The sequence below is a fragment of the Bacillus sp. cl96 genome (genome assembly GCF_900100505.1).
Taxonomy (GTDB): Bacteria; Bacillota; Bacilli; order Bacillales; family Bacillaceae_G; genus Bacillus_A; species Bacillus_A cereus.
The window spans coordinates 62,518-84,009 of sequence record NZ_FNDM01000005.1 but is presented as its reverse complement, the minus strand read 5'-3'; the positions used below and the strand labels follow the sequence as shown (position 1 = coordinate 84,009).

Below are 21,492 nucleotides of genomic sequence, written 5' to 3'. Positions count from 1 at the left end.
CAACCAAAAAGAATATAAGGTGATATAATGGAAAGATTCGTTTGGAAACCGAATATGTCTCTAGCGACTCCTCTGTATAAACAAATAGAAACGTATATAAAAGAAAGGATCGTTAATGGAGAATGGACCGTTGGAACGAAATTACCTTCACAAAGAGATTTGGCCCATACATTTGGTGTGAATCGAAGCACAATTGTAATGGCTTTCGATGAACTAGTTGCAAAGGGATACATTGAAGGGAATGGCAGGAAAGGAACAATTGTTGTAAATAATAATGAGAATGCTTCAACTTACGCACCCCCGCCTAATTGGCAGTCTTATGTAGAAACAGGACTTCATTATCCGAATCTCCCAGCTATTCAGGAGATTAATCAAGCTGAATTTTATCCACATGTAATTCGATTAGGAACAGGTGAGCTCGCGCCGAGTCTCTTACCTGAGAAAAAGATGAAAGAAATTATGAATAAGCTTTTAAAGTCAAATGTGAAGCTTGGGTATGAAGAGCCGAAAGGAAATTTTTATTTAAGGGAAAAGATTTCCGAATACTTAAAGGGGCATGGTATATGTGTATCTCCTGACTCTATATTAATTGTTTCAGGAGCAATTCAAGCGCTGCAACTTATCTCTATGGGGCTTCTTCCAAAAGGGGCATCCATCTTATTAGAGAAACCATCCTATTTATACTCGCTTAATGTTTTTCAATCCGCAGGAATGCGTTTCATTGGAATACCAATGGATGAGAACGGTTTAAATACATCATATATTACAAAATATAAGAAGCAATTTAATGCATCTATTTTATATACAATCCCGTCTTTTCATAATCCAACGAACTTTAGTATGAATGCGAAGAAACGAATAGAAGTGATGGAAATATGTAATGAAATTGGATTACCTATTATAGAGGACGCAGTGTATCAAGACTTATGGTTTGATTCACCTTGTTCGAAACCTTTAAAAGCCTATGATAAAAATGGAATCGTACTACATATTGGAAGCATGTCCAAAGTAATTAGTCCAGGGTTAAGAATTGGATGGATTGTTGGACCTGAGCCAGTAATTCAAAGATTGTCAGACATAAAAATGCAAACAGATTATGGTTCAAGCACTATATCTCAGAAAATTGCAGCAGAGTGGTTTACAAATGGTCTATATGATGAGCATTTGCGCTTTGTAAGAAGTGAATTGAAAAAACGAAGAGATTTTATGTTACTAATGTTAGATAAATATCTTCGTGAAATAGCAACTTGGCATGAACCAACAGGGGGATTTTATATATGGGTACATATAAAAGTACCCATTTCATATCGCAGTTTATTTGATAAAGCTCTGCAAGAAAAGGTTTTATTAAACCCAGGTACTTTATATGATAGAAGTGCAAATCAATTTTTGCGCCTATCGTATTCATACGCAACGTTAGAAGAAATTGAAATAGGTATAAAAAAACTTGCACAACTAATGAAAAAGTAAGAGGAGAAAGTAATGAAACAATATGTAATTTGCCAAATGATCAATGGAGAAAAATATTTAGCTGCTTATGCAGAGACGAAGCAAGAAGCGATTGAAAAAGCAGAACTGTTAGGATTAAGAACGGGAAATCGTTACATAGTTATTACTGCAGAGGAAGCCGAAGGGTTAACGTATCCTTAAACAATGTACGAGATTATATAATAATAAATAAGTCTAGTAATATAAGAAATTACTAGGCTTATTTATTATTAAGTTGTTAAACGTTCTCGTATTTATACGCAAAGTAATAATATTATGAGTCAAGTTGACGAAAAAATCGATTTGTCTTTCGGTCTTGATTTCCTTTTCTATATTCATCGATATATTGCCTAAAGTTCCAAGCTTGTAAAAATTTATTAGCAGAGTTATAACCAGAATTGTAAAGCCATTCTTTTTCTTCCTTTGTCAGTTCAAAATTAGTACTTGTAATCGTTCCTGTTGGAATTGTAATCGTTCTTGCTTTTGATTCCTTATCTAAATGACGTAAATCATGAGCTTGCATCATTGTTTTAAATAGTCCTTTGAACATGGAAATAGGCTCGTTATAGTGAGCAGGATCAGCTTGAATCTCATCTTTTACAAAATGAAATCCGAAAGTCGGCCAGCGAGGAGCGGTAGGTGAATCGAAGATCCAAATTGGATAATTACTTAGAATTCCTCCATCAACCATATAACAAGGCTGCTTCCATTTTGGAGTTCTCCATTTTACGGGTTCAAAGAAGAAGGGGATTGTACTACTCATTCTTACCGCTTTAGCGATAGAGAAGCGATAATTTAAAAATCCGTAGTTTGGTAAGTCGTCAGGAAAGACAACCATTTTACCATTACTAATATCAGAGGCGATGATTTTGAGTTTGTTTAGATCCGGTAAATCAGTAAATAAATGAACACCTTTTTTTCGAAGTAACTCTTCAATCCATTCTTCTATAAATACATTAGAATATATACCTAGAGTAGTCCATGCACTGAGTCCCTTGCCGATAAAAGGAATTCTATCAATAAAAGTTCTTTTCGTAAATTTATTATAATCAATATCAGTTATAATCGTTTTTAACTCTGAACAAGAATATCCTGCCGCTAGGAGCGCTGCAATAATCGAACCAGCCGATGTACCAGCTACACGTTCCCATTCATAACCTTTTTCGGCTAACGCACAAATTGCCCCGACATGCGCAATACCGCGCACACCGCCTCCTTCAAAAACACCATCAATCTTCATTAAACATACTTCCTTTCGAATGAAAGATTTAGAAATGGCAAAAAAGCACGTATTGTACGTGCTTTTTTACAATAGTTTTTTAGTTTACTAGCAGCCTACAAAGCCGCCCCAACAGCTAGCTCCGATGATGATTAGAAGGATAAATAAAACGATTAATAAAGCGAAACCTCCGTAACCACAACCGCCGCCACCGTATCCGTAACCACAGCAACTATATCCGTAACCCATGTAGAATTCCTCCTTATATTTAAAAATGAACGAGGGGAAAATGTACTGGAAGAACTAAAGAATTATCATGTTTGTAGGAACAATGTATAGTATGCTTTTTTAAACTTGTTCGCGTACGAAGGATAAGCCCGTTTTTGGGAGGCTTGTTGATTTTGTAAAGAATGAAGTATAATCTTTGTACTATGATATAAATAAGTATGTAAATGTAAGGAGAATTTATGAATAAAAAAATTGAAGTATTAATTGATAAATATGAACTAACACACTTGAAAGAAGAACTTATTAATACTGTATTTCCTTGTATAAAAGTTGTGCCAAAGCAGCAGGGAACTGTTGCGATAGGTAGTTCGAAAATGGGAGGAGTTCCTGATCTACCAGCTTTATTTGAATATCCAAAGCATAAAGGAAATCCACTACAATTTATCGCGCAATTTAACTTAAGTGATTTACAAAACGTTGGTATGGATCACAATCTTCCTAAGACGGGGATGCTGTATTTCTTTTGCATTGAAAATTATTTTGAAGAAAATGTGAATCTAACAGAAGCTGGGCGTGTACTTTATTATGATGTTCCTGTAGAGCAATTACGAAGAGAAAATGAAATACAAGCGAAATATAACCAGTGTGCAATTACTTTTGAACTGACATACAAATTACCAGAACTTTTCATTGAAGATGAGGCTGATTCAGATCGTTTCTTGCAATTACTTGAAGAGCTAATTCCAGATAACTACGATAACCATCAAATGTTTGGTGAGCCATTCTCTGTACAAGAAGAAGTGTTATATGAGACAGGAGAATATATGGGAGTAGACCCGCAGCAAATGACTCTTTTATTCCAAATTGATTCAGATCATAAAAATTGTAATATGGTTTGGGGAGAACTAGGGATGCTATATTTCTGTATTAATAATGAAGATTTGAAAAATCAACGTTTTGAAAATACATGCTGTGTATTACAAACATGCTAATGAAAAAAGGTTGTTCTTTTAAAAAGAACAACCTTTTTATGTGAATTAGTTAATATGCATAATCTCATATGACCTATACGAAAAAGTATTGTATACTCTGAAACTATACGATACTTTTTCGTATAGTTATAGAATATAAGGAGTGACAAGATGGGAAAGACAAGTAAGTATGTGACAGCTGCCGCACTTTGTTCAACTATAGTAATGGGAGGCTTACAAGCATCATCTGTATCTTATGCAGCTACAAATCCGACTACAGTGACAGCACAATCAGATGTAAAGTTATTAGATGATTTCAGAAAAGAATTAAAAAAACAGATTGATAATCGAGAAGAAAATATTACAATCACATATAAAACAAAAGATAGAAATGCTAGAAATATTATGGATCAATTGTATGGTGAGTTTAATAAAATTGTAGATGCTGATGAGTATGTAAAATATAATGTAGCGTCTACTAGATATTCTATTAAAGGAATGCCAGGGGACTATACGTTTACACTGCAAGTAAAATACCGTGAATCAAAAGAACAAACTCAATATGTAAAAGCTCAGGTGAAATCAATTGTTGGATCAATTGTAAAACCAGGGATGGATGAGCATGAGAAAGTAAAAGCTATTCACGATTACGTTGTTAAGCATGTGTCTTATGATACGTCTTATCAAGCGTATACAGCATATGAAGCATTAGCGAATCGTTCTGCCGTTTGCCAAGGATATACATTATTAACGTATGAGTTGTTAAAAGAGGCAGGTATTCAAAACCATATTGTAACAGGCACAGGAAACGGACAAGCTCACGCGTGGAATTTAGTGAACATTGAAAACAAATGGTATCACCTAGATACTACATTTGATGATCCAGTACCAGATAAAGCAGGGCGTGTAACTTACTCATATTTTAATATGTCTGACGAACAGTTAAGTAAAGATCACGACTGGGATCGTAGTAAATATCCAGCAGCAACTACAAGTTATTTTGGTGAATTAACAAACAAAATAAAAGCTGGTAGCTCAAAAACTGTCGTATATGAGCAGATGTTAAAAGAAACAAATTTACAATACTTATCTGCAGAATACGGAGCAGAAAATTATAATGAATTTAAACAAAAGTTGCAGCAACAGTTTGCAGCCAAACCAGAAAAAGTAGAAGTGCGATATAAGCAGTCCATGGATGGGACGATGCAAGATATAAAGAAAGTATTAAATGAAATAAATTGGCCAAAAGGTGCAAAGCGTGTGTCTTATCAAGTAGCGCCTTATAGTGCATTGGCTGGTTATTCATTGGCGACAATTACATTTACGTATTAAGCAATGAGAAAGAGCATCTGTAAAAGATGCTCTTTTTATATTTGTTGATCACTTTAAAATATTGGGAATTATGTGATAAAATAAAAAGGAGAGGATGTGAATGCTGAATGAACTTGTTCGAAAGTAATATTTTCACATTGATATATACTTGTTTAGTAATCGGACTTATCGTTTTGTTTTTCATATCATTTACTTTGTTTATTAGAAGAGTATTACAAAGCAGCGTTGCAAAGAAACACCACGTGATTAATATGAACCAGAAGCTAGATCGAATCATTGAATTGCTTGAAAAAGATAAAAAATAGCGATAGAAGAAGTATGAAAAGGGGAAAGAGAATGGCGAATTATATAAAAGAATTACGTGAAAAAGTAGGACATGATTATGTTTTCTTAAACTTTGCCGGTGGTTGTGTATTTAATAAAGATGGAGAAGTATTACTGCAAAAAAGAGGAGACTTTAACGCTTGGGGATTTCCAGGTGGTGCAATGGAGATAGGAGAATCAGCTGCGGAAACTGCAATCCGGGAAATAAAAGAAGAAACCGGGTATGATGTAGAAATAAATGAGCTTATTGGAGTGTATACAAAATATTTTCAATCATATCCAAATGGAGACAAGGCCCAGTCAATTGTGATGTTCTTTTCATTCTCAATAGTTGGAGGTGACAAAAAAGTAGATGGTGATGAAACGTTGGATTTGAAGTTTTTCCCGTTAGACGACATGCCACCGTTATTTTGTAAACAACATGAAGATTGCTTGCAAGATTTATTGGAGAAAAGAGTAGGGGTATATCGTTAACATATAAAAAAGAAGCTAAATGAAGATTAGCTTCTTTTTTATGTTTTATTTATTTCCACCAATCATCAAACATTGACGCTGGTACTTGTCTTTTATGCTCACTCACTGTGTAACGTTTTTCAATTTTCTCTGCAACGTCAGCTGGAACTGCTTTACCTTCTAAATAATCATCTAATTGATCATAAGTAATACCTAACTCTGTTTCGTCAGCTTGACCTGGTTTTTCATCTAATAAATCAGCTGTTGGCATTTTTAAGTAAAGTCGCTCGTCTGCACCTAACTCTTGTAATAATGCACGTCCTTGGCGCTTCGTTAATCCCGTTAATGGTAATAAATCTGCACCACCATCTCCGAATTTTGTAAAGAACCCTGTTACAGCTTCTGCAGCGTGATCTGTTCCGATAACAAGTAACCCTTTTTGTCCACCAATTGCATATTGAGTAACCATACGGATACGTGCTTTCACGTTACCTTTATTGAAATCTGTTAATGATTCACCCAATAAGTTTTCATATTGATTTGAAAAAGCATCAACAGTTGAAGCAATATCAAATGCAACAGATTGATCTGCTTGAATGAATTGTAATGCTAATTGTGCATCATCTTCATCTTTTTGTACTTTATAAGGAAGACGCACGGCGATAAACGTTACATTACCACCTTCGTTACGAATTTCTTCAACTGCAAGTTGTGCTAAGCGTCCTGCTAATGTAGAGTCTTGGCCGCCGCTAATACCAAGTACAAATCCTTTTGCGCCTGTTTTTTTTACATAATCCTTTAAGAAATCAACTCGTTTACGAATTTCAACTTTTGGATCAATTACAGGCTGAACATGTAATGCTTTCATAATTTGTTCTTGTAATGTCATTATGTTTTCCTCCTATTCATATTAAAGCGGTAAATAAGTTTATATGTATAATGGTACATACTTCTATCCTTTATTATTTCGCAAAACTAACGAATATACAATAGGATGTGTGTATGAATATGAATGTAGTCATTATAAATAAAGTACTACGTATAAGCAATTTTTTAAACCTTTCAAAAATGTAAGGTTTTTGTCATTTGAATCGATGGAAGGTATTTCCGCACTTTACTAATATAAAAACATAGATAGTAGAAGGGCGGAGAAGTAATATGAACATTAGAGAACTAGCATATCGGAATGTAACCCGAAATAGACGGACATACTCAGCCTATTTTTTGAGTAGTGCATTTGCAATTATGGCCTTTTTTGTGTATTCATTTTTTGCGTTTCATCCGGCATTAAGTGCAGGAGAATTAGGTCAGTACGTATTCGTAAGTATGTCTTTTGCACAGTCTATTATTTACTTATTTACATTCTTCTTTATTTTATATTCTATGGGAATGTTTTTAAAAACGAGAAAGCGTGAACTAGGAATTTTAATGATGCTAGGTATGACGAAATATCAATTAAAGCGTCTTATCTTTTTTGAAAATATTATGATTGGAATAGGGGCAATTATTTTTGGTATTCTTTCAGGTATGTTATTTTCAGGGGTATTACTATTTGTCGCTCCGATGATATTGAAACTAGATATCTCCTTATCCTATTACATACCGATGAAAGCAATTGTTGTAACGGGTATTATGTTTTTTATTTTATTTATGATCATATCATTGTTTAGTGCAGGAATGATTCGTAAAAATAAGATTATGAAGTTGTTTAGAGGATCAGCAGAGGCGAAACCGGAACCGAAAGCATCAATCATTTCTTCAATATTAGCAGTAGTATTGCTTAGTGCTGGCTATGTAGGAGCTCTTCTATCACATGGAGCAATGGTATTTATTATGATGATTCCTGTTACAACGGTAGTTATTATTGGGACGTATTTGTTGTACAAGCAGCTGAGTGTCTTTATTATTCGATTATGTAAAAAAAGTAAACGTTTCTATTGGACACAGACTAATATTATTACGTTATCAGATTTAGCGTATCGTATGAGAGATAACGCAAGAATGTTCTTTATTGTAACCATTATTTCTACTGTAGCATTTTCCGCAATAGGGACATTAGTCGGCTTCGCATCCATGACGAAAGGGATAATGGAGAGACCAATTGCGTTTCATTACCATTCTAAGCAAGGGAATAGTAACGAATCACAACATATACAAATGATTGACAAAGGATTAAAGAAACATAATATAGCAGCTTCAAAAACTAATATTTCGACAAAGAAAACGGAGGAACAGTCGTTAAGAAGCGCCACTTTTATAAAAGAATCAGACTATAAGGAATATGCAAAGTTAACGGGAGAACCATTTAATACTGTAGCAAATAAAGAGGTTGTATTTTTGTCAGCTGATATACCAGGGCCAGCGATGAAAGAAAGAAAAGAAATTACTTTACCCAATATGAATGAAAGTTTAAAGGTGAAAAAAGTTACTTCATCTTCATTGGGGAAAATATTAAGAGGAAATGTTTATGTAATCTCTAATAATCAATATGATTCATTACAAGATGGATTTATAGAGACAAAAGATTATATGTATAAAACTGAAAGAACGAAAGATGAGATTGAAATTGGTAAAGAGCTTACTCATCAAATTAAACCGTATCAAGAACAGTTAACGTTTAGTGCGGAAGAGTACGAACAAAACCAAAGTTTACAAATTGCAGGACCGATTTTATTTGTAGGTTTCTTTATTGGTATAGTATTTTTCGTTTGCGCAGGAAGTTTCCTTTACTTCCGTTTATTCTCCGATTTGGAGGATGATGTTCGCTTGTTCGAAATGATTCGAAAAGTTGGATTGACGAGTAGGGAATTATCGAAGGTAGTTACAATTCGATTGGCGCTTTTATTCTTCGTTCCAATTGGTGTTGCAACATTACATGGGGCAGTAGCCTTAACGGCGTTAGGGCAAATGTTTGAGTACTCATTGTTTAAAGAAAATACAGTTGTATTAAGTATTTTCATAGGTATTCAAGTTGTATACTTCTTACTTATAAGATCCCGTTATGTAAAACAATTGAAAGAGAGATTACGTATGCATTAAATGTGTTTTTTTAACTCGAGTACAAAATTTTCTAAAAAGAGGCAAGTATTGCCAAAAAGTGATAAAATGGAAAAAGCGAGGTGAAAAAAATTAATAGAGAGAAAGGGGGGAGAAATATGAAAGCAACAGGAGTTATTCGAAAAGTAGACGAATTAGGACGAATTGTTATCCCTAAAGAATTACGCGATGTATTGGGAATACAAATCAAATCACCGCTTGAAATTTTTGTAGAAGCAGATAAAATCATTTTACAAAAATATCAACCTTACAATGCTTGCCAAATCACAGGTGATGTTTCAGAGCAGAACATATCATTAGCAAATGGAAATATTACTGTTGGGATAGAGGGAGCGGAATATTTAGTAAAAGAAATAGAAAAGTTTTTAAACAAGAGTGAGGTTTAGTCTTAATTTATATTATTTTTCAAATTACATATCATTCTTTTAAAAGACTGTAAGAGGACCATTAATTGGTCCTTTTATTTTGGTTATTAGTTGAATGACCCAGGCTGTTATTTCCTATAAATCATAGGGGAAATACAAAAGTAGTATAGAGTTAGTAAATGATGTTGAGAAATATTTGAAAAGAAGGAAAACAAAAAGAATAAAACGAATGTTACATTTACACGTATTCAAAAGTGGTCTGAAATGAAAATAATACATTTTCAGGAGGGATTACGATGAGTAGTACAGTGAATAAACAAAAAGGTATACAATTGATTCCATTTATCGTAAATAAAGTTGTAGAACAAGTAAATGAAATTCCACCAGGTGTACAACTGATTCACGCTCCGCAAGTATGGGAAAAGAGTGTGAAGGGGCAAGATGTAGTCGTTGCCGTATTAGATACAGGGTGTGATACTAATCATATAGATTTAAAAGATCGTATTATCGGCGGAAGAAATTTCACAAAAGATTATGAAGCTGATCCAAATGTGTATCTTGATAATAACGGACATGGTACTCATGTCGCGGGGACGATTGCAGCAACTGAAAATGGTGTCGGTGTATTAGGAGTTGCACCACTTGCTAAAATGTTAGTATTAAAAGTTTTAGCGGGAGATGGTTCTGGAAGTTACGAGCAAATTATTGAGGCAATTCATTATGCTGTAAATTGGAGAGGGCCGAATCAAGAGAAAGTGAGAATTATTTCAATGTCACTTGGTGGTCCGCAAGATGTTCCAGAATTACATGAAGCAATTCAAAATGCGGTAAAGCAGGATGTTCTCGTCGTATGTGCTGCTGGGAATAATGGAGATTGTAATGATAATACAGAGGAACTAGATTACCCAGGTGCTTACTCGGAAGTAATTGAAGTTGGCGCTGTCAATTTAGAACGGAAAATCACATGTTTTAGTAATTCAAATCAAGAAATTGATCTAGTAGCGCCAGGTGATGAAATATTATCTACGTATCCAGATGGGAAATATGCAGTGTTAAGTGGAACTTCCATGGCGACGCCGCATGTTGCTGGAGCGCTTGCCTTGCTCATTAAACAGTGTGAGAAAGAATACGGTCGAAAGTTATCAGAGCCGGAAATATATGCACAACTTATTAAAAGAACTGTACCTTTAGGGTATGAACGTACATCCGAAGGTAATGGATTATTAGATTTATTAAAAGAATAGCCATATTAAAAAAACATCTCATATGAATATGAGATGTTTTTTTAATATGGCTCTGTCGCATGTAATACAACTTGTAATAAACCTGGGAATCTAGCATTTAAATCTTCTTCACGAATTGAAATGAAACGTTGTGTTCCTTCAAGGCGCGTGTACATAACACCTGACTCACGTAAAACTTTGAAATGGTGAGATAAAGTTGATTTTGCAACAGGGATGTTTAAAGCACCACAAGATTGTTCATTTTTCTCTAGTAACATATTTACAATTTGTAAACGAATTTGATCGCTAAGTGCATATAAGACAGAAGAAAATTGAATTTCTTCTCGATTTGGATGATAGAGTGTACGCATATTTCACCTACTTGTATAAGTTAAGATATTTGCACTATAACATATAAAGTGGTATATTTCTATTGTTCGAATATATTCGAACAATAGAAATATAGGGGGAGAAAAAATGAAGTATACAAAATTGCAAAAGGCAGGATTAAATATTTCAAGGCTGGGTTTAGGTACAAATGCAGTAGGGGGACATAATTTATATGCTAATGTGAATGAAGAAGAAGGAAAGCAATTAGTAGAAGAAGCTATTCAGCAAGGGATTACATTTTTTGATACAGCAGATTCATATGGTTTCGGTAGATCAGAGGAATTAGTAGGAGAAGTATTAAAGGGAAAACGTCATGAGTTTATACTTGCTACAAAAGGTGGAATTCAACCGTTGTTAAATGGAGAAACTTATATTAACAATGAACCAAGTTATTTAAGAAATGCTGTGGAAAATAGCTTAAGAAGATTACAGACTGATTATGTTGATTTATATTATTTACATTTTACAAACCCTAAAACAAGTTACATAGATTCAATTGGAGAGCTTACTCGTTTAAAAGAAGAAGGGAAAATTCGTTCAATTGGAATATCGAACGTAAACATAGAACAATTAAAAGAAGCGAACCAACATGGTCATATAGATGTTGTACAATCTCCATACAATATGTTAGAACGTACAGCTGAGGAAGAACTGTTGCCGTATTGTATAGAAGCGGGTATTTCATTTATTCCATATGGGCCTCTTGCTTTTGGAATATTAGGCGGAAAATATACAGAAGATTTCAAATTAAATGAAGTCGATTGGCGTCAAAATGTAAATCTATTTGAAGAAAATACATATAAGAGTAATTTTAAGAAAGTGAATAAGTTAAAAGGGCTAGCGAAAGAAAATGATATTGAAGTGTCTCATTTAGCGTTAGCATGGTTATTAAATAAAGAAGGAATTGATACTGTTATACCTGGTGGAAAGCGGGCAGAGCAGGTAAGAGGAAGTGTGAAAGTGGTAGACGTTGCATTGAATGAAAGGGTCATGAAAGAAATCCAATCTATTTTAGAAGATTAGTTAAACAGAGGGAGAGTACCCTCTGTTTATATAAGGAGAAGGTCTAAATGAACAGAGTACTAGCTGTATTTTTTATGATAATGTTTATGATCGGTACAGATACTTTCTTAATTTCACCACTGTTGCCGACATTACAACAGGTGTATCATGTTTCAACTGAGTTGTCAGGATGGATGGTGAGTTCGTATGCTTTAGGGTATGCTGGATTTGCGCTTATTGCTGGTCCTATATCAGATGGATTAAACAGAAAAAAAGTGATGGTACTAGGTATGAGTTTTTTTGCAATAAGTACATTTTTTTGTGGAATTGCACCGAGTTTTTTATGGATGCTAACATTTAGATTTTTAGCAGGTGTAAGTGCAGCTTTTGTATCTCCACAAGTGTGGGCATCTATTCCGCTCCTTATAGAGAAAAAGCAAATTGTGAAAGCAATTGGGGTTGCAACAGCAGGGTTATCAATCTCTCAAATTTTAGGGCTGCCACTGGGAGCTTATTTAGCAACGATACATTATACAATCCCATTCTATTTCATTGGTATATTATCAGCACTACTTGTCATTCTTATTTATGTTGTATTACCAGAAATACAGTCGGTTCATATAGGTGGAAATAAAAAAGCGATTTTACAGCGTTATAAACAATTACTTACAGATTCAAAGGTTTCACTTTCTTATTTTGCATACTTTGTTTTTCAAACCGGAAATTTTGCTGCATTTTCATTTTTTGGTGTATGGCTTTCCATTCAATTTGGCTTACAAGTTCATGAAGTAGGTACAGCTATGCTCGTATTAGGGTTAGGAAATTTAACTGGTAATATTTTTGGTCCTAGAATCGTAAATAAAATTGGTTATAACCTTTCTTTCTATGGTGGAATTATATTTACAGCAGTGCTATATGTATTACTTCCACATGTAAAGAACATTGTATTGGTGGAGTTATCGTTCTTTGCTTTGTTTTTTTGGACAGGAATTTTGTTTGTATTAATGATGAGGCACTTACAAAACATATCTAGTGTAGCAAGAGGAACAGGAGCCGCGCTTGCAAATGCTTCTATGTACATTGGTCAAATGATTGGTGCGGCAATAGCTGGAATGTTATTTGCAATATCTCACAATTTTATCCTTATAGGTAGTTTTACAGCGTTACTATATATAGGAGCTTTATTTTTGTTTAGAAAAAGTGAAAAACTTACTGAAAATAGTGAAACAGGAATCGCATCATAAAGCTTGTATAAATATTTCGCAAATCAGAATTAATAAGAGTGTGAATACATGAATGTGCTTTTAATTAAAGTGGTTACTAAAAGTATAGAAATAGTAGAAGAAATGTATTGTAACAAAGTTATGAGGAATCAAAAAATAAAAATCCCTATAAAGATAGGGATTTATATATCGGCATATAGTTCCTTGGAAAAGGATATACTTAGTTTAGCATATCGGACTACTTATATTTGTGAAATAGATGTGAAAGTAATGTGAAAAATGCTGAAGGAAAAAACTATTTAAATAGAGGGCAATTTAGATGGGAATATGGATTTTACATAAATATTGTGTTATATTTCTACTTATCTGTTAATAATTACATATTTTAATTTTATTGGGGATAAAAGGGAGAGGTTTAAATGCAATGGTATTTGAAAGCTCTAAAGAATTATGGGAATTTTAGTGGTAGAGCTACGCGAAAAGAGTACTGGATTTTTAGTTTATCCAATATCGTAATTTTTTGGCTACTGTTATTTTTATCATCATTTTCAGAGGTGTTAGTTGCTATTATTGCGTTGCTATTTATGTTAGTAATGATTATACCAAGTTTTTCGGTTGGTGCACGACGATTACATGATATTGGGAAAACGGGATGGTGGCAACTATTAAATTTTGTACCGTTTGGTAGCGTTGTTTTACTTGTATTTTTTATCATTGAAAGTGAAGAAAATGACAATCAATACGGACCAAATCCGCATTCAGATTTAAAAGAAGCGATTTAATAAACTTATTTAGTTTGTAGCATTACTAGTTCAATTATTTTATCTATTATTAAAATGGTTTGCGTGGGCTAATATTATTAGTTTGATCTTTAGGTCTAGATGACTTTTGAAACTGTAAAAATGGGAAGTATAAAGGCGGAGAGAATATAGCATGGAAAGAGAAAAATTCTAAATAAAAAGCACTGTTTTAGCTAATGTAGCTAAAACAGTGCTTTTCTCTTTGATTGAACAGTTGCAGCATTTTCATCATGTATACCTGCATCTTTAATAATTCGTTGTTTTGCTTTATTTAATAGATGGTTTACTGCTTCGCCAAAATAGTTAGCTTCGCTTTTTGTGCGGGCTTCTCGTAAACATTTATAGTTTTCTAGCAGTTCCTCTTTTTCGGAGTTTGTTAAGAAATCTTCTATTTTCTTTTTTGTCATACGAAACACCCTTTCTCCTGACAAACGACGCAATAGAAAATATTTATTTCTCATTATAACAATAATTTTAAAAGAAAGTATACACTAACGTCGCAATAATTTGTCAATTTCTTGAATCTTCTCATCAGCTTTCCCAATTTGCGTATTTTTAGCCTGTTCGCCACCAAGAGCTTGATGTAGTAAAAAAGTTTGACCGGAAATAGCAGTTACAATGGATACTTTTATAATTTCTTTTATTGCGGTGACATCGAATAAAACGAGCCCAAGAAGTGCGGCTAGGCTACCAGTAAAAATATCAGTTAAAAATCCAAAATGAAAAAATGTTTTCAAACGGCGTGGAAGCAATAACTTACCTTGGTTATTGATTAGATGGGAAACGAAGCCGGTAATGCCACCAACGAGAACAGCGGTTAGCCATTGATACATCTCCATCGAATCCACTCCTTTTAGTGAATAAGATTCGATTATTTTATATTGATTCCTTTTAATATTTCATATAAGCATATTGAGAAAGTTTGTTTGGGTATAATTTGTATTCAAATTAATTGTAACAGAAAATTTAGATATATTTCAGTCTATTATATGAATCATTTTTACAATAATATGAATGCAGAAAGGGGTGCGTGATATGAATATAGATTATCGAATAAGAAGTGTAGTTGGTTATACAAAAAAATAGGGGAATTAGTAAGCCTGCTTGAGCATACGAGAGCTGTAACATTAGGCGAAGTAAAAAATTTATCAGTTGAGCAATTAGATTTAATTATTCAAAGCAGCGGAAATTCAATTGGCGCCTTATTAAAGCATATAGCAGCTATTGAAAAAGTTCATCAGCTTATTTCATTTCAAGATCGTGACTTTACAAAAGAAGAATTAGAAATCTGGGAAGATGCACTGTATTTAGGGGAAGCGGGTAGAGCAATCCGTGGTCATGAAATACAGTATTATGTACAACGTCTACAAAGTGTTCGAGAAGAATCTCTGAAGTATTTAAGTGAACAAGGTGATGAGTGGCTCATGTCAGAAAGAAAGTGGCCTAACGGTGTAGCATATAACCAGCACTATCTATGGTTTCATGTGCTAGAAGATGAAATTAGTCATCGAGAACAAATTAGACTGCTCAAAAACAAGTTATTTGAAAATTACGTAAAATAATGTAGCTTTTTATAGGAGAATTCCATATAATGAGAATAATTAAAATAAGAACGGGGTGATGTATTATGGCGAAAATAACTTATATGAATAATCAACCAAATACAAAGGTGGATGGAAAGGGCGATATTATATAAGGTAATTCGCAATCCTTCCACTTAGTACAAACTAGGGAGGATATTTATTTGAATCAAAATATTTTAGAATCTTTCGGCTGGGATTCATTTTTTGAAGAACAAGTTACAGAGAAAAATTATGAAGTAGGTCGTATTTTACTTGAGCATAAGCATATATATCGCATTATTTGTAATGATGGTGAATATATGGCAGAACTGTCTGGGAAGTTTCGGCATGAAGCGATTACGAAAGGCGATTATCCAGCAGTTGGTGATTGGGTGTATATAAAGAAAATAGAAGATGAAAAGAAAGCGATTATTCATCGTATTTTCCAGCGAAGAAGTTCTTTCTCAAGACAAGAGGCTGGAACAAGAACAGAAGAACAGATTATAGCAGCAAATGTAGATTATTTATTTTTAGTGAATGCACTTAATCATGATTTTAATGTTAGAAGGATGGAACGTTATTTATTATTGGCGTATGAAAGTGGCGCTATGCCAGTTATTGTTTTAACAAAGAGTAGTATATGTAATGATGTAGAACAAAAAATTGTAGAAACGGAAGCTATAGCAATTGGTGTTCCTATTTTCGTTGTTGATAGTTTAGAGCATACAGGTATTGATTCGTTGAAACAATTCGTTTCTTCAGGGAAAACAATTGCTTTAGTTGGGTCATCAGGGGTAGGAAAGTCAACTTTGTTAAATGCTCTAATAGGAATTGATGTAGCAAAAACGGGAGATATACGTGAAGAGGATAGTAGGGGGAGGCATACGACAACGCATCGAGAATTATTCCAATTGCCTAGTGGCGCTCTCGTGATTGATACGCCTGGCATGAGGGAATTGCAACTTTGGGAAGGCAGCGAAGCGATTCAAACAGCATTCTCTGATATTGAAGAATTTGCGACAACATGTCGTTTCCGTGATTGTAAGCATGAGAATGAACCAGGATGCGCGGTGTATAGTGCAATTGAAAACGGACTTATTACGATAGATCGTTTGAAAAGCTATAAAAAATTACAAAGAGAACTGGCGTATTTTATGAGGAAACAAGATGCAATCCTTGCCAGAGCAGAGCGTGATAAATGGAAGAAAATTTCTAAACAACATAAAAAAATGTAAAAACCAAAGGGGCCCCTTTGGTTTTTTCTATTTGTAAATTTTATAATAATATTATTCGTATATATAGACAAAGAGAAATTAATTGTTTAAACTTTACAAAGTATTCACCATAATAGGTTATGAAAATAATAATTAAGGAATGGGAAATATTCATAATTAACTCAATTTAACTTTTAAATTCGAAAATTAGGAGGTTCATAATGGGTAAACTATTAAATTTGTTTCGTGATATGAAAGTAGCAAAAAAGCTATTAATTTCATTCTTTGTAATTTTAATTGCAGCCGTTTCTATAATCGGGGGCATGTCTTATCAAACTGCTAAAAAGAATTTTGAATCACAAATTACGAGTAGTGCTAACGATAATATAAAAATATTAGATAATTTAATCAATCAAATGATTGAAGCAAAATTTAACGATGTGAATAACTTTGCACGAGTAATTCAAGGGAATATGTATCAAGGGGATAATCAGGATGAGCTAAGAAAGACATTATCTCAGTATATCAATTTGAATATAGATGTTGAACAAGTGTATGTTGCCGGTAATGATAAGAAATTTGTACAGGAACCAAATATACAAATGGCAGCAGATTATGATCCAACAACACGACCTTGGTATAAAGATGCAGTGGCAAAACAAGGTGGTATTGTTGTTAGCGAGCCATATAAGGCAAAAGGAAATGGACATATTGTCGTAACGATTGCAAAACAAACAGAAGATAAAAATGGGGTTGTTGCGCTAGATTTAAGTTTAGACAATTTATTAAAAACAACAAAGTTAATCAATATTGGTAAAAAAGGATATGCCTTCATTTTAGATGGAAAGCAAAAAATCATTGCTCATCCACAAGAAAAATCAGGGGATAAAGCAGCTGATTCTTGGGCAAAGAAAATTTATGAAGATAATCACGGTGCTTTTACATATTCTTATGGTGGTAGTGAAAAGAATATGGTATTTGCTACAAACGTAAAAACAGGTTGGAAAATTGGTGGGACGATGTACGCAACTGAAGTAATTGAAGCTGCTCAACCTGTATTTTATAATATGTTAATTGTTATGCTTATCTCATTAGTAGTAGGCGGGGCACTTATTTATTTTGTGACACTTTCAATTACGAAGCCTTTAAAGAGATTAGTTGTTACCTCTAAAGAAATAAGCGAAGGGGATTTAACGCAAACAATTGAAATCCATTCTAATGATGAAATCGGCCAACTTGCTAAAGGCTTTAATGAGATGACGAATTCGTTACGGACGTTAATTGGAAGAATTAACGATTCAGCTGGGCATGTTGCAGCGGCATCAGAAGAGCTAACTGCAAGTGTAAGGCAAGCAAGTGAAGCGACTGAGCAAATCACAATCGCAATGGATGAAATATCAAGTGGGGCAACGACGCAAACAACAAGCGTAGAAAATGGCGCTATGTTACTGTTTGATGTAACGGAAGGAATTCAACATGTAGCAAATAGTTCATCATCTATTAATACGGCTTCTGCACATACTCGTGAAAAAGCAGAAGATGGTGGGAAACTAGTAGGAAGAACAGTAAACCAGATGCAGTCTATTGCAGAATCGGTTTCACAATCAGATGCAGTTATACAATTACTAAATAATAAATCAAAACAAATTGGTGATATTTTAGAAGTAATTCAAAATATTGCAGATCAAACAAACCTTCTAGCTCTAAATGCGGCGATTGAAGCCGCAAGAGCCGGTGAGCATGGAAGAGGTTTCGCAATTGTTGCAGATGAAGTGCGTAAATTGGCAGAGCAGTCTAGCGTATCTTCTAGTGAAATTAGTAAATTAATATGTGAAATACAAGATGATATGGGTAAGACAGTCAAATCTATGAATCATGTAAATGAGGAAGTTCAATCTGGACTTGTTATCGCAAATGAAACGAAGCAAAACTTTGCTGAAATCTTACAATCTACAAATAAAATAGCTAATCAAATTAAGACGATGGTTGAAACGGCTAATGGAATGTCAAAAGGGGCAAATGAAGTATCTATTTCGGTAGGACAAATTGCAATGACAGCACAAAATAATGCGACAAGCACACAAAATGTTGCGGCTTCAGCTGAAGAACAGCTAGCTTCGATGGAGGAAATTGGATCTGCAGCAGGCACGTTATCTCAAATGGCTGAAGAGTTGCAAGGACTAATTGACAGATTTAAAGTCTAATAGAGAACAGACTACCTCTAGTAGCATTATGCCAATAGAGGGTAGTCTGTTTTATTGTGTAAAATCAAATGGAGATGTAAACTTCCTTTATGACGTTTAAAATGGTATTTTGCATAATGTTTGTCGAAAAATAGAGGTATTTGTTAGCTTTGTGTATAATTATTAACGTATAGAATACAAATAAAAGGAGAGTATTATGGGAGTGTATTGGGGGACAAAAAGACATTCTTGGCTTAGTTACGTCTCATTTTGGCTAAGTATTTCATTTTTTATTGTTTTTCTAATTGAAGTGTTTATATTAAAAACACTTTCGAATAGCTCGGTGCAAATTGTTAAATATTTTTATTTTATATTTGTACCAGTAAATATTTTTCTTAGTTTAAAGTTACTATTTAAGAAGAATGAAAAGAAAGCGTTACCTATTTTTAGTTTCATTGTCTCATTATTATTTGCAATTTTAATAATCGTATTAGTTTTAGCAGCTATAGGGAAGGTCTTTTGAGGGGAGTGGTATAAGTCACTCTCCTTTTTTATTTGTGGTAGTCTTACTATATGTAAAAGTGTGAATGCTGTGAGCTAATAAAAGCAGAGAGTAGACAATATTTACATGGATTAAAGTCTGTCGTTATTTGAACTTGTAAGAGTGTATGGAGTAATGAGGTAATATACATAATAATGGAGATAGAATTAGTTATTTTATAAGTATGTATGAAGCAAATGAATACGGTAAGAACGTTGATATATGGTACAATAGCTATGGATAGTGATAGAGATAAAGGGTATATAAAATACTCATCGTTTTTTAGTAAGAGAGGGGTTATCTTATGCTATACGAGGATTTGGAGACATTATTTCAAACAGCTCCGAAAGAAGATAGAGGCGGATGGAAATATATAATCCAAGAACAAAATAATACATTTAAAATTGTTGATGAAATACTGAAAAATCAAATGAGTGTCGAATTATATTTTAATGAATACGATGAGGTGAAAATCACTTTATATAAAGATGGAATTCCCATTACGACTATGCAAAGAATTGCGATTTCAAAAGTTGAATTAGACGAAGATGAAGAAGGTATTCAATTTGTTTTAGAGCGCATGCCTAGTCGAATGATTCGGTTGCAGTTAAAGCCATATTTAGCATTAGAAATGGGACCGTACTGGGAAGTATGTGATGATTGTGAATGAGCATAAAAAAGCATCCAATAACATGGATGCTTTTTTATGTTTTTTGAAGTTGTTTAAACGCAATGATTGGCAGTATAACAATACTTACCCATCCGATGATAGGATATAGAATGTGAAGTAAGTCACTGTAACCGATGTAGCTAAAGCAATAACTAATTAGTAAAATGAAGAAAATAATATTGTTATTTTTCCACCCAGTAATAGATTGCATCTGTTTTGTCATTCCGAACACATTACCAACTAAAGTTGTGAAAACTTCACCGAAAATAATGAGAACGAAAAAGAAGTGAAAAGTTGCATTAAATCTTCTTATGACTTCAGCCATTGGGATGTTATATTGGTAAAATTGATCGACTGATAAGATTGCTAAATGGCTGCATAATAAAATTAAAGAAAGTCCAGCACCACCCAAAATCCCACCCCAAAAAATAGCTTTTCGATCTCTTACTTCACTGGCTAATGGGACGAGAACACTTTGGGCGAGAGAAAGATTTAAGGCGACATATGTAATAGGGCTAGTAATCCATTTCATATTCCAGTTCTCTGCAGGAATAGTGTTATTAATGGAAGGTGTACCGTGAAAAAAGGTTGTAATAGCAAGTCCGATAATAAAAATCATCATAATAGGTACGACAAGTGTATTTACTTCAAAAACACCTTGTAATCCGCGGCTACTTATAATAAGACAAGCGATAACTGTAATAAGAATACCGAGTTGTCTTGGTAAGCGAAGTTGCTCTTCAAATACTGCACCAGCCCCTGATAACATAACGCTCGTTACGCCGAATAAAACGAGTAATAATAATGTGTTTACAACATTCCCAAATACATCCCCAAATAAATATTTGTTAAATTCTTGCGCTGAAAATGCCCCGATTTGTGATGAAAGTAACATCATCTTTGTGCCAAGCCAAATAAAAAAAAATCCACTTACACATATGCCAATTGTCCCGTATAATCCATTCACTGTGAAAAATTCAACAATTTCTCGTCCAGTAGCAAATCCAGCTCCAACGACAGTTCCGATATAAGTAGCGGCTACTTTCTTTGCTACTTGCCATTGTTGATTGTCCATGTTATCCCTCTTTCTACTATGATGAGCTTGATGTACTATTATGCATATGTATGAGCTTGGACAATTAGACGTATGAAGTGTTTGAAAAAATACATGAATTTAATGATATTAGGGAAGCATTAAAGGTGTTAAAACTTTGTTACATATAAGCCAATTGTTCGAAAGGAAAGGG

At 33.8% G+C, this 21,492-nt stretch carries 24 protein-coding genes and 1 pseudogene; 18 read left to right on the top strand and 7 right to left on the bottom strand.

Annotated elements, in window-relative coordinates:
• Positions 1–27 precede the first annotated feature (27 nt).
• Together BLT20_RS12995 and BLT20_RS12990 are read left to right on the top strand one after the other, a co-directional pair.
• Complete coding sequence (locus tag BLT20_RS12995) at positions 28–1,470, top strand: aminotransferase-like domain-containing protein (protein ID WP_000439412.1); 1,443 nt, start codon at positions 28–30, stop codon at positions 1,468–1,470.
• 12 nt (positions 1,471–1,482) lie between these two features.
• The gene (locus BLT20_RS12990; RefSeq protein WP_000816389.1) at positions 1,483–1,650 is read left to right on the top strand and encodes a DUF3933 family protein; all 168 of its coding nucleotides are present in this window, start codon (positions 1,483–1,485) and stop codon (positions 1,648–1,650) included.
• A 112-nt stretch (positions 1,651–1,762) separates the two neighbouring features.
• On the opposite strand, the gene BLT20_RS12985 is transcribed toward BLT20_RS12990, so the two are convergent.
• Positions 1,763–2,728 carry a patatin-like phospholipase family protein gene (locus BLT20_RS12985; RefSeq protein ID WP_000686807.1) on the bottom strand — a complete coding sequence of 322 codons (966 nt, stop codon included), beginning with the start codon at positions 2,726–2,728 and terminating at the stop codon, positions 1,763–1,765.
• A gap of 87 nt (positions 2,729–2,815) precedes the next feature.
• Positions 2,816–2,956, bottom strand: coding sequence for a YjcZ family sporulation protein (locus tag BLT20_RS12980; RefSeq protein WP_000540419.1), 141 nt, complete (start codon positions 2,954–2,956; stop codon positions 2,816–2,818).
• A 218-nt stretch (positions 2,957–3,174) separates the two neighbouring features.
• On the opposite strand from BLT20_RS12980, the gene BLT20_RS12975 reads away from it, so the two are divergent.
• The 4 genes from BLT20_RS12975 to BLT20_RS12960 all read left to right on the top strand — a co-directional run bounded on the left by BLT20_RS12975 (position 3,175) and on the right by BLT20_RS12960 (position 6,036).
• Positions 3,175–3,927: a YwqG family protein gene (locus BLT20_RS12975; RefSeq protein ID WP_001034843.1), complete on the top strand. Its 753-nt coding sequence runs from the start codon at positions 3,175–3,177 to the stop codon at positions 3,925–3,927.
• 150 nt (positions 3,928–4,077) lie between these two features.
• Entirely contained in the window at positions 4,078–5,238 is a 1,161-nt protein-coding gene (locus BLT20_RS12970) for a transglutaminase domain-containing protein (protein WP_000520867.1), read from the top strand.
• Positions 5,239–5,345: 107 nt separating this feature from the next.
• The gene (locus BLT20_RS12965; protein ID WP_001048104.1) at positions 5,346–5,543 is read left to right on the top strand and encodes a DUF4083 domain-containing protein; all 198 of its coding nucleotides are present in this window, start codon (positions 5,346–5,348) and stop codon (positions 5,541–5,543) included.
• 31 nt (positions 5,544–5,574) lie between these two features.
• A complete protein-coding gene (locus BLT20_RS12960; protein WP_000024992.1) occupies positions 5,575–6,036 on the top strand; it encodes an NUDIX hydrolase in 462 nt (153 codons plus the stop codon).
• Between the two features lie 49 nt (positions 6,037–6,085).
• Here BLT20_RS12960 and nadE read toward each other — a convergent pair whose 3' ends face one another.
• Positions 6,086–6,904, bottom strand: coding sequence for an ammonia-dependent NAD(+) synthetase (gene nadE / locus BLT20_RS12955; protein WP_000174904.1), 819 nt, complete (start codon positions 6,902–6,904; stop codon positions 6,086–6,088).
• 269 nt (positions 6,905–7,173) lie between these two features.
• Here nadE and BLT20_RS12950 point away from each other — a divergent pair, with 269 nt between their 5' ends.
• The 3 genes from BLT20_RS12950 (at position 7,174) to BLT20_RS12940 (ending at position 10,681) form a co-directional block, all read left to right on the top strand.
• A complete protein-coding gene (locus BLT20_RS12950; protein WP_001025989.1) occupies positions 7,174–9,054 on the top strand; it encodes an FtsX-like permease family protein in 1,881 nt (626 codons plus the stop codon).
• A gap of 116 nt (positions 9,055–9,170) precedes the next feature.
• Positions 9,171–9,458 carry an AbrB/MazE/SpoVT family DNA-binding domain-containing protein gene (locus BLT20_RS12945; RefSeq protein WP_000648324.1) on the top strand — a complete coding sequence of 96 codons (288 nt, stop codon included), beginning with the start codon at positions 9,171–9,173 and terminating at the stop codon, positions 9,456–9,458.
• A 275-nt stretch (positions 9,459–9,733) separates the two neighbouring features.
• Complete coding sequence (locus BLT20_RS12940) at positions 9,734–10,681, top strand: serine protease (protein WP_000099748.1); 948 nt, start codon at positions 9,734–9,736, stop codon at positions 10,679–10,681.
• 41 nt (positions 10,682–10,722) lie between these two features.
• Here the strand turns inward: BLT20_RS12940 and BLT20_RS12935 are convergent, their stop codons facing one another.
• The gene (locus BLT20_RS12935) at positions 10,723–11,031 is read right to left on the bottom strand and encodes an ArsR/SmtB family transcription factor (protein ID WP_001259906.1); all 309 of its coding nucleotides are present in this window, start codon (positions 11,029–11,031) and stop codon (positions 10,723–10,725) included.
• Between the two features lie 106 nt (positions 11,032–11,137).
• Here BLT20_RS12935 and BLT20_RS12930 point away from each other — a divergent pair, with 106 nt between their 5' ends.
• From BLT20_RS12930 to BLT20_RS12915, 4 genes are all read left to right on the top strand, one after another.
• Positions 11,138–12,073: an aldo/keto reductase gene (locus BLT20_RS12930; protein ID WP_000877968.1), complete on the top strand. Its 936-nt coding sequence runs from the start codon at positions 11,138–11,140 to the stop codon at positions 12,071–12,073.
• Positions 12,074–12,120: 47 nt separating this feature from the next.
• Positions 12,121–13,296, top strand: coding sequence for an MFS transporter (locus tag BLT20_RS12925; protein ID WP_001082490.1), 1,176 nt, complete (start codon positions 12,121–12,123; stop codon positions 13,294–13,296).
• A gap of 48 nt (positions 13,297–13,344) precedes the next feature.
• The gene (locus BLT20_RS31330; protein ID WP_001101741.1) at positions 13,345–13,551 is read left to right on the top strand and encodes a hypothetical protein; all 207 of its coding nucleotides are present in this window, start codon (positions 13,345–13,347) and stop codon (positions 13,549–13,551) included.
• A gap of 143 nt (positions 13,552–13,694) precedes the next feature.
• A complete protein-coding gene (locus BLT20_RS12915; RefSeq protein WP_001198796.1) occupies positions 13,695–14,057 on the top strand; it encodes a DUF805 domain-containing protein in 363 nt (120 codons plus the stop codon).
• A gap of 200 nt (positions 14,058–14,257) precedes the next feature.
• Here BLT20_RS12915 and BLT20_RS12910 read toward each other — a convergent pair whose 3' ends face one another.
• Both BLT20_RS12910 and BLT20_RS12905 read right to left on the bottom strand, forming a co-directional pair.
• Positions 14,258–14,482, bottom strand: a complete 225-nt coding sequence (locus BLT20_RS12910) for a hypothetical protein (protein ID WP_000162602.1) — start codon at positions 14,480–14,482, stop codon at positions 14,258–14,260.
• Between the two features lie 84 nt (positions 14,483–14,566).
• Positions 14,567–14,914, bottom strand: coding sequence for a DUF4257 domain-containing protein (locus BLT20_RS12905; RefSeq protein ID WP_000426317.1), 348 nt, complete (start codon positions 14,912–14,914; stop codon positions 14,567–14,569).
• Positions 14,915–15,110: 196 nt separating this feature from the next.
• Here BLT20_RS12905 and BLT20_RS12900 point away from each other — a divergent pair.
• From BLT20_RS12900 to BLT20_RS12875, 5 genes and pseudogenes are all read left to right on the top strand, one after another.
• A pseudogene (locus BLT20_RS12900) lies at positions 15,111–15,637 on the top strand (DinB family protein).
• 182 nt (positions 15,638–15,819) lie between these two features.
• Complete coding sequence (gene rsgA / locus BLT20_RS12895) at positions 15,820–16,872, top strand: ribosome small subunit-dependent GTPase A (RefSeq protein WP_001073076.1); 1,053 nt, start codon at positions 15,820–15,822, stop codon at positions 16,870–16,872.
• 200 nt (positions 16,873–17,072) lie between these two features.
• Complete coding sequence (locus tag BLT20_RS12890) at positions 17,073–19,055, top strand: methyl-accepting chemotaxis protein (protein WP_000517292.1); 1,983 nt, start codon at positions 17,073–17,075, stop codon at positions 19,053–19,055.
• A 196-nt stretch (positions 19,056–19,251) separates the two neighbouring features.
• On the top strand, positions 19,252–19,557 hold the full coding sequence (locus BLT20_RS12880; protein WP_000539569.1) for a hypothetical protein: 306 nt from the start codon (positions 19,252–19,254) through the stop codon (positions 19,555–19,557).
• 322 nt (positions 19,558–19,879) lie between these two features.
• Positions 19,880–20,245 (top strand): DUF3979 family protein, encoded by a 366-nt coding sequence (locus BLT20_RS12875; protein WP_000965068.1) that lies wholly within the window; start codon positions 19,880–19,882, stop codon positions 20,243–20,245.
• 34 nt (positions 20,246–20,279) lie between these two features.
• Here BLT20_RS12875 and BLT20_RS12870 read toward each other — a convergent pair whose 3' ends face one another.
• Positions 20,280–21,320: a YkvI family membrane protein gene (locus BLT20_RS12870; RefSeq protein WP_000370205.1), complete on the bottom strand. Its 1,041-nt coding sequence runs from the start codon at positions 21,318–21,320 to the stop codon at positions 20,280–20,282.
• Positions 21,321–21,492: the final 172 nt, after the last annotated feature.

What these genes read in the sequence shown, in the direction of transcription:
- BLT20_RS12970 (WP_000520867.1), top strand. Translation starts at nt 4,078, where the DNA reads ATGGGAAAGACAAGTAAGTATGTGACAGCTGCCGCACTTTGTTCAACT.
- BLT20_RS12975 (WP_001034843.1), top strand. Translation starts at nt 3,175, where the DNA reads ATGAATAAAAAAATTGAAGTATTAATTGATAAATATGAACTAACACAC.
- BLT20_RS12880 (WP_000539569.1), top strand. Translation starts at nt 19,252, where the DNA reads ATGGGAGTGTATTGGGGGACAAAAAGACATTCTTGGCTTAGTTACGTC.
- BLT20_RS12910 (WP_000162602.1), bottom strand. Translation starts at nt 14,482, where the DNA reads ATGACAAAAAAGAAAATAGAAGATTTCTTAACAAACTCCGAAAAAGAG.
- BLT20_RS12925 (WP_001082490.1), top strand. Translation starts at nt 12,121, where the DNA reads ATGAACAGAGTACTAGCTGTATTTTTTATGATAATGTTTATGATCGGT.
- BLT20_RS12935 (WP_001259906.1), bottom strand. Translation starts at nt 11,031, where the DNA reads ATGCGTACACTCTATCATCCAAATCGAGAAGAAATTCAATTTTCTTCT.
- BLT20_RS12985 (WP_000686807.1), bottom strand. Translation starts at nt 2,728, where the DNA reads ATGAAGATTGATGGTGTTTTTGAAGGAGGCGGTGTGCGCGGTATTGCG.
- BLT20_RS12940 (WP_000099748.1), top strand. Translation starts at nt 9,734, where the DNA reads ATGAGTAGTACAGTGAATAAACAAAAAGGTATACAATTGATTCCATTT.
- BLT20_RS12980 (WP_000540419.1), bottom strand. Translation starts at nt 2,956, where the DNA reads ATGGGTTACGGATATAGTTGCTGTGGTTACGGATACGGTGGCGGCGGT.
- BLT20_RS31330 (WP_001101741.1), top strand. Translation starts at nt 13,345, where the DNA reads ATGAATGTGCTTTTAATTAAAGTGGTTACTAAAAGTATAGAAATAGTA.
- BLT20_RS12945 (WP_000648324.1), top strand. Translation starts at nt 9,171, where the DNA reads ATGAAAGCAACAGGAGTTATTCGAAAAGTAGACGAATTAGGACGAATT.
- BLT20_RS12875 (WP_000965068.1), top strand. Translation starts at nt 19,880, where the DNA reads ATGCTATACGAGGATTTGGAGACATTATTTCAAACAGCTCCGAAAGAA.
- BLT20_RS12890 (WP_000517292.1), top strand. Translation starts at nt 17,073, where the DNA reads ATGGGTAAACTATTAAATTTGTTTCGTGATATGAAAGTAGCAAAAAAG.
- BLT20_RS12950 (WP_001025989.1), top strand. Translation starts at nt 7,174, where the DNA reads ATGAACATTAGAGAACTAGCATATCGGAATGTAACCCGAAATAGACGG.
- BLT20_RS12930 (WP_000877968.1), top strand. Translation starts at nt 11,138, where the DNA reads ATGAAGTATACAAAATTGCAAAAGGCAGGATTAAATATTTCAAGGCTG.
- BLT20_RS12995 (WP_000439412.1), top strand. Translation starts at nt 28, where the DNA reads ATGGAAAGATTCGTTTGGAAACCGAATATGTCTCTAGCGACTCCTCTG.
- BLT20_RS12870 (WP_000370205.1), bottom strand. Translation starts at nt 21,320, where the DNA reads ATGGACAATCAACAATGGCAAGTAGCAAAGAAAGTAGCCGCTACTTAT.
- BLT20_RS12965 (WP_001048104.1), top strand. Translation starts at nt 5,346, where the DNA reads ATGAACTTGTTCGAAAGTAATATTTTCACATTGATATATACTTGTTTA.
- BLT20_RS12915 (WP_001198796.1), top strand. Translation starts at nt 13,695, where the DNA reads ATGCAATGGTATTTGAAAGCTCTAAAGAATTATGGGAATTTTAGTGGT.
- BLT20_RS12960 (WP_000024992.1), top strand. Translation starts at nt 5,575, where the DNA reads ATGGCGAATTATATAAAAGAATTACGTGAAAAAGTAGGACATGATTAT.
- nadE (WP_000174904.1), bottom strand. Translation starts at nt 6,904, where the DNA reads ATGACATTACAAGAACAAATTATGAAAGCATTACATGTTCAGCCTGTA.
- BLT20_RS12990 (WP_000816389.1), top strand. Translation starts at nt 1,483, where the DNA reads ATGAAACAATATGTAATTTGCCAAATGATCAATGGAGAAAAATATTTA.
- BLT20_RS12905 (WP_000426317.1), bottom strand. Translation starts at nt 14,914, where the DNA reads ATGGAGATGTATCAATGGCTAACCGCTGTTCTCGTTGGTGGCATTACC.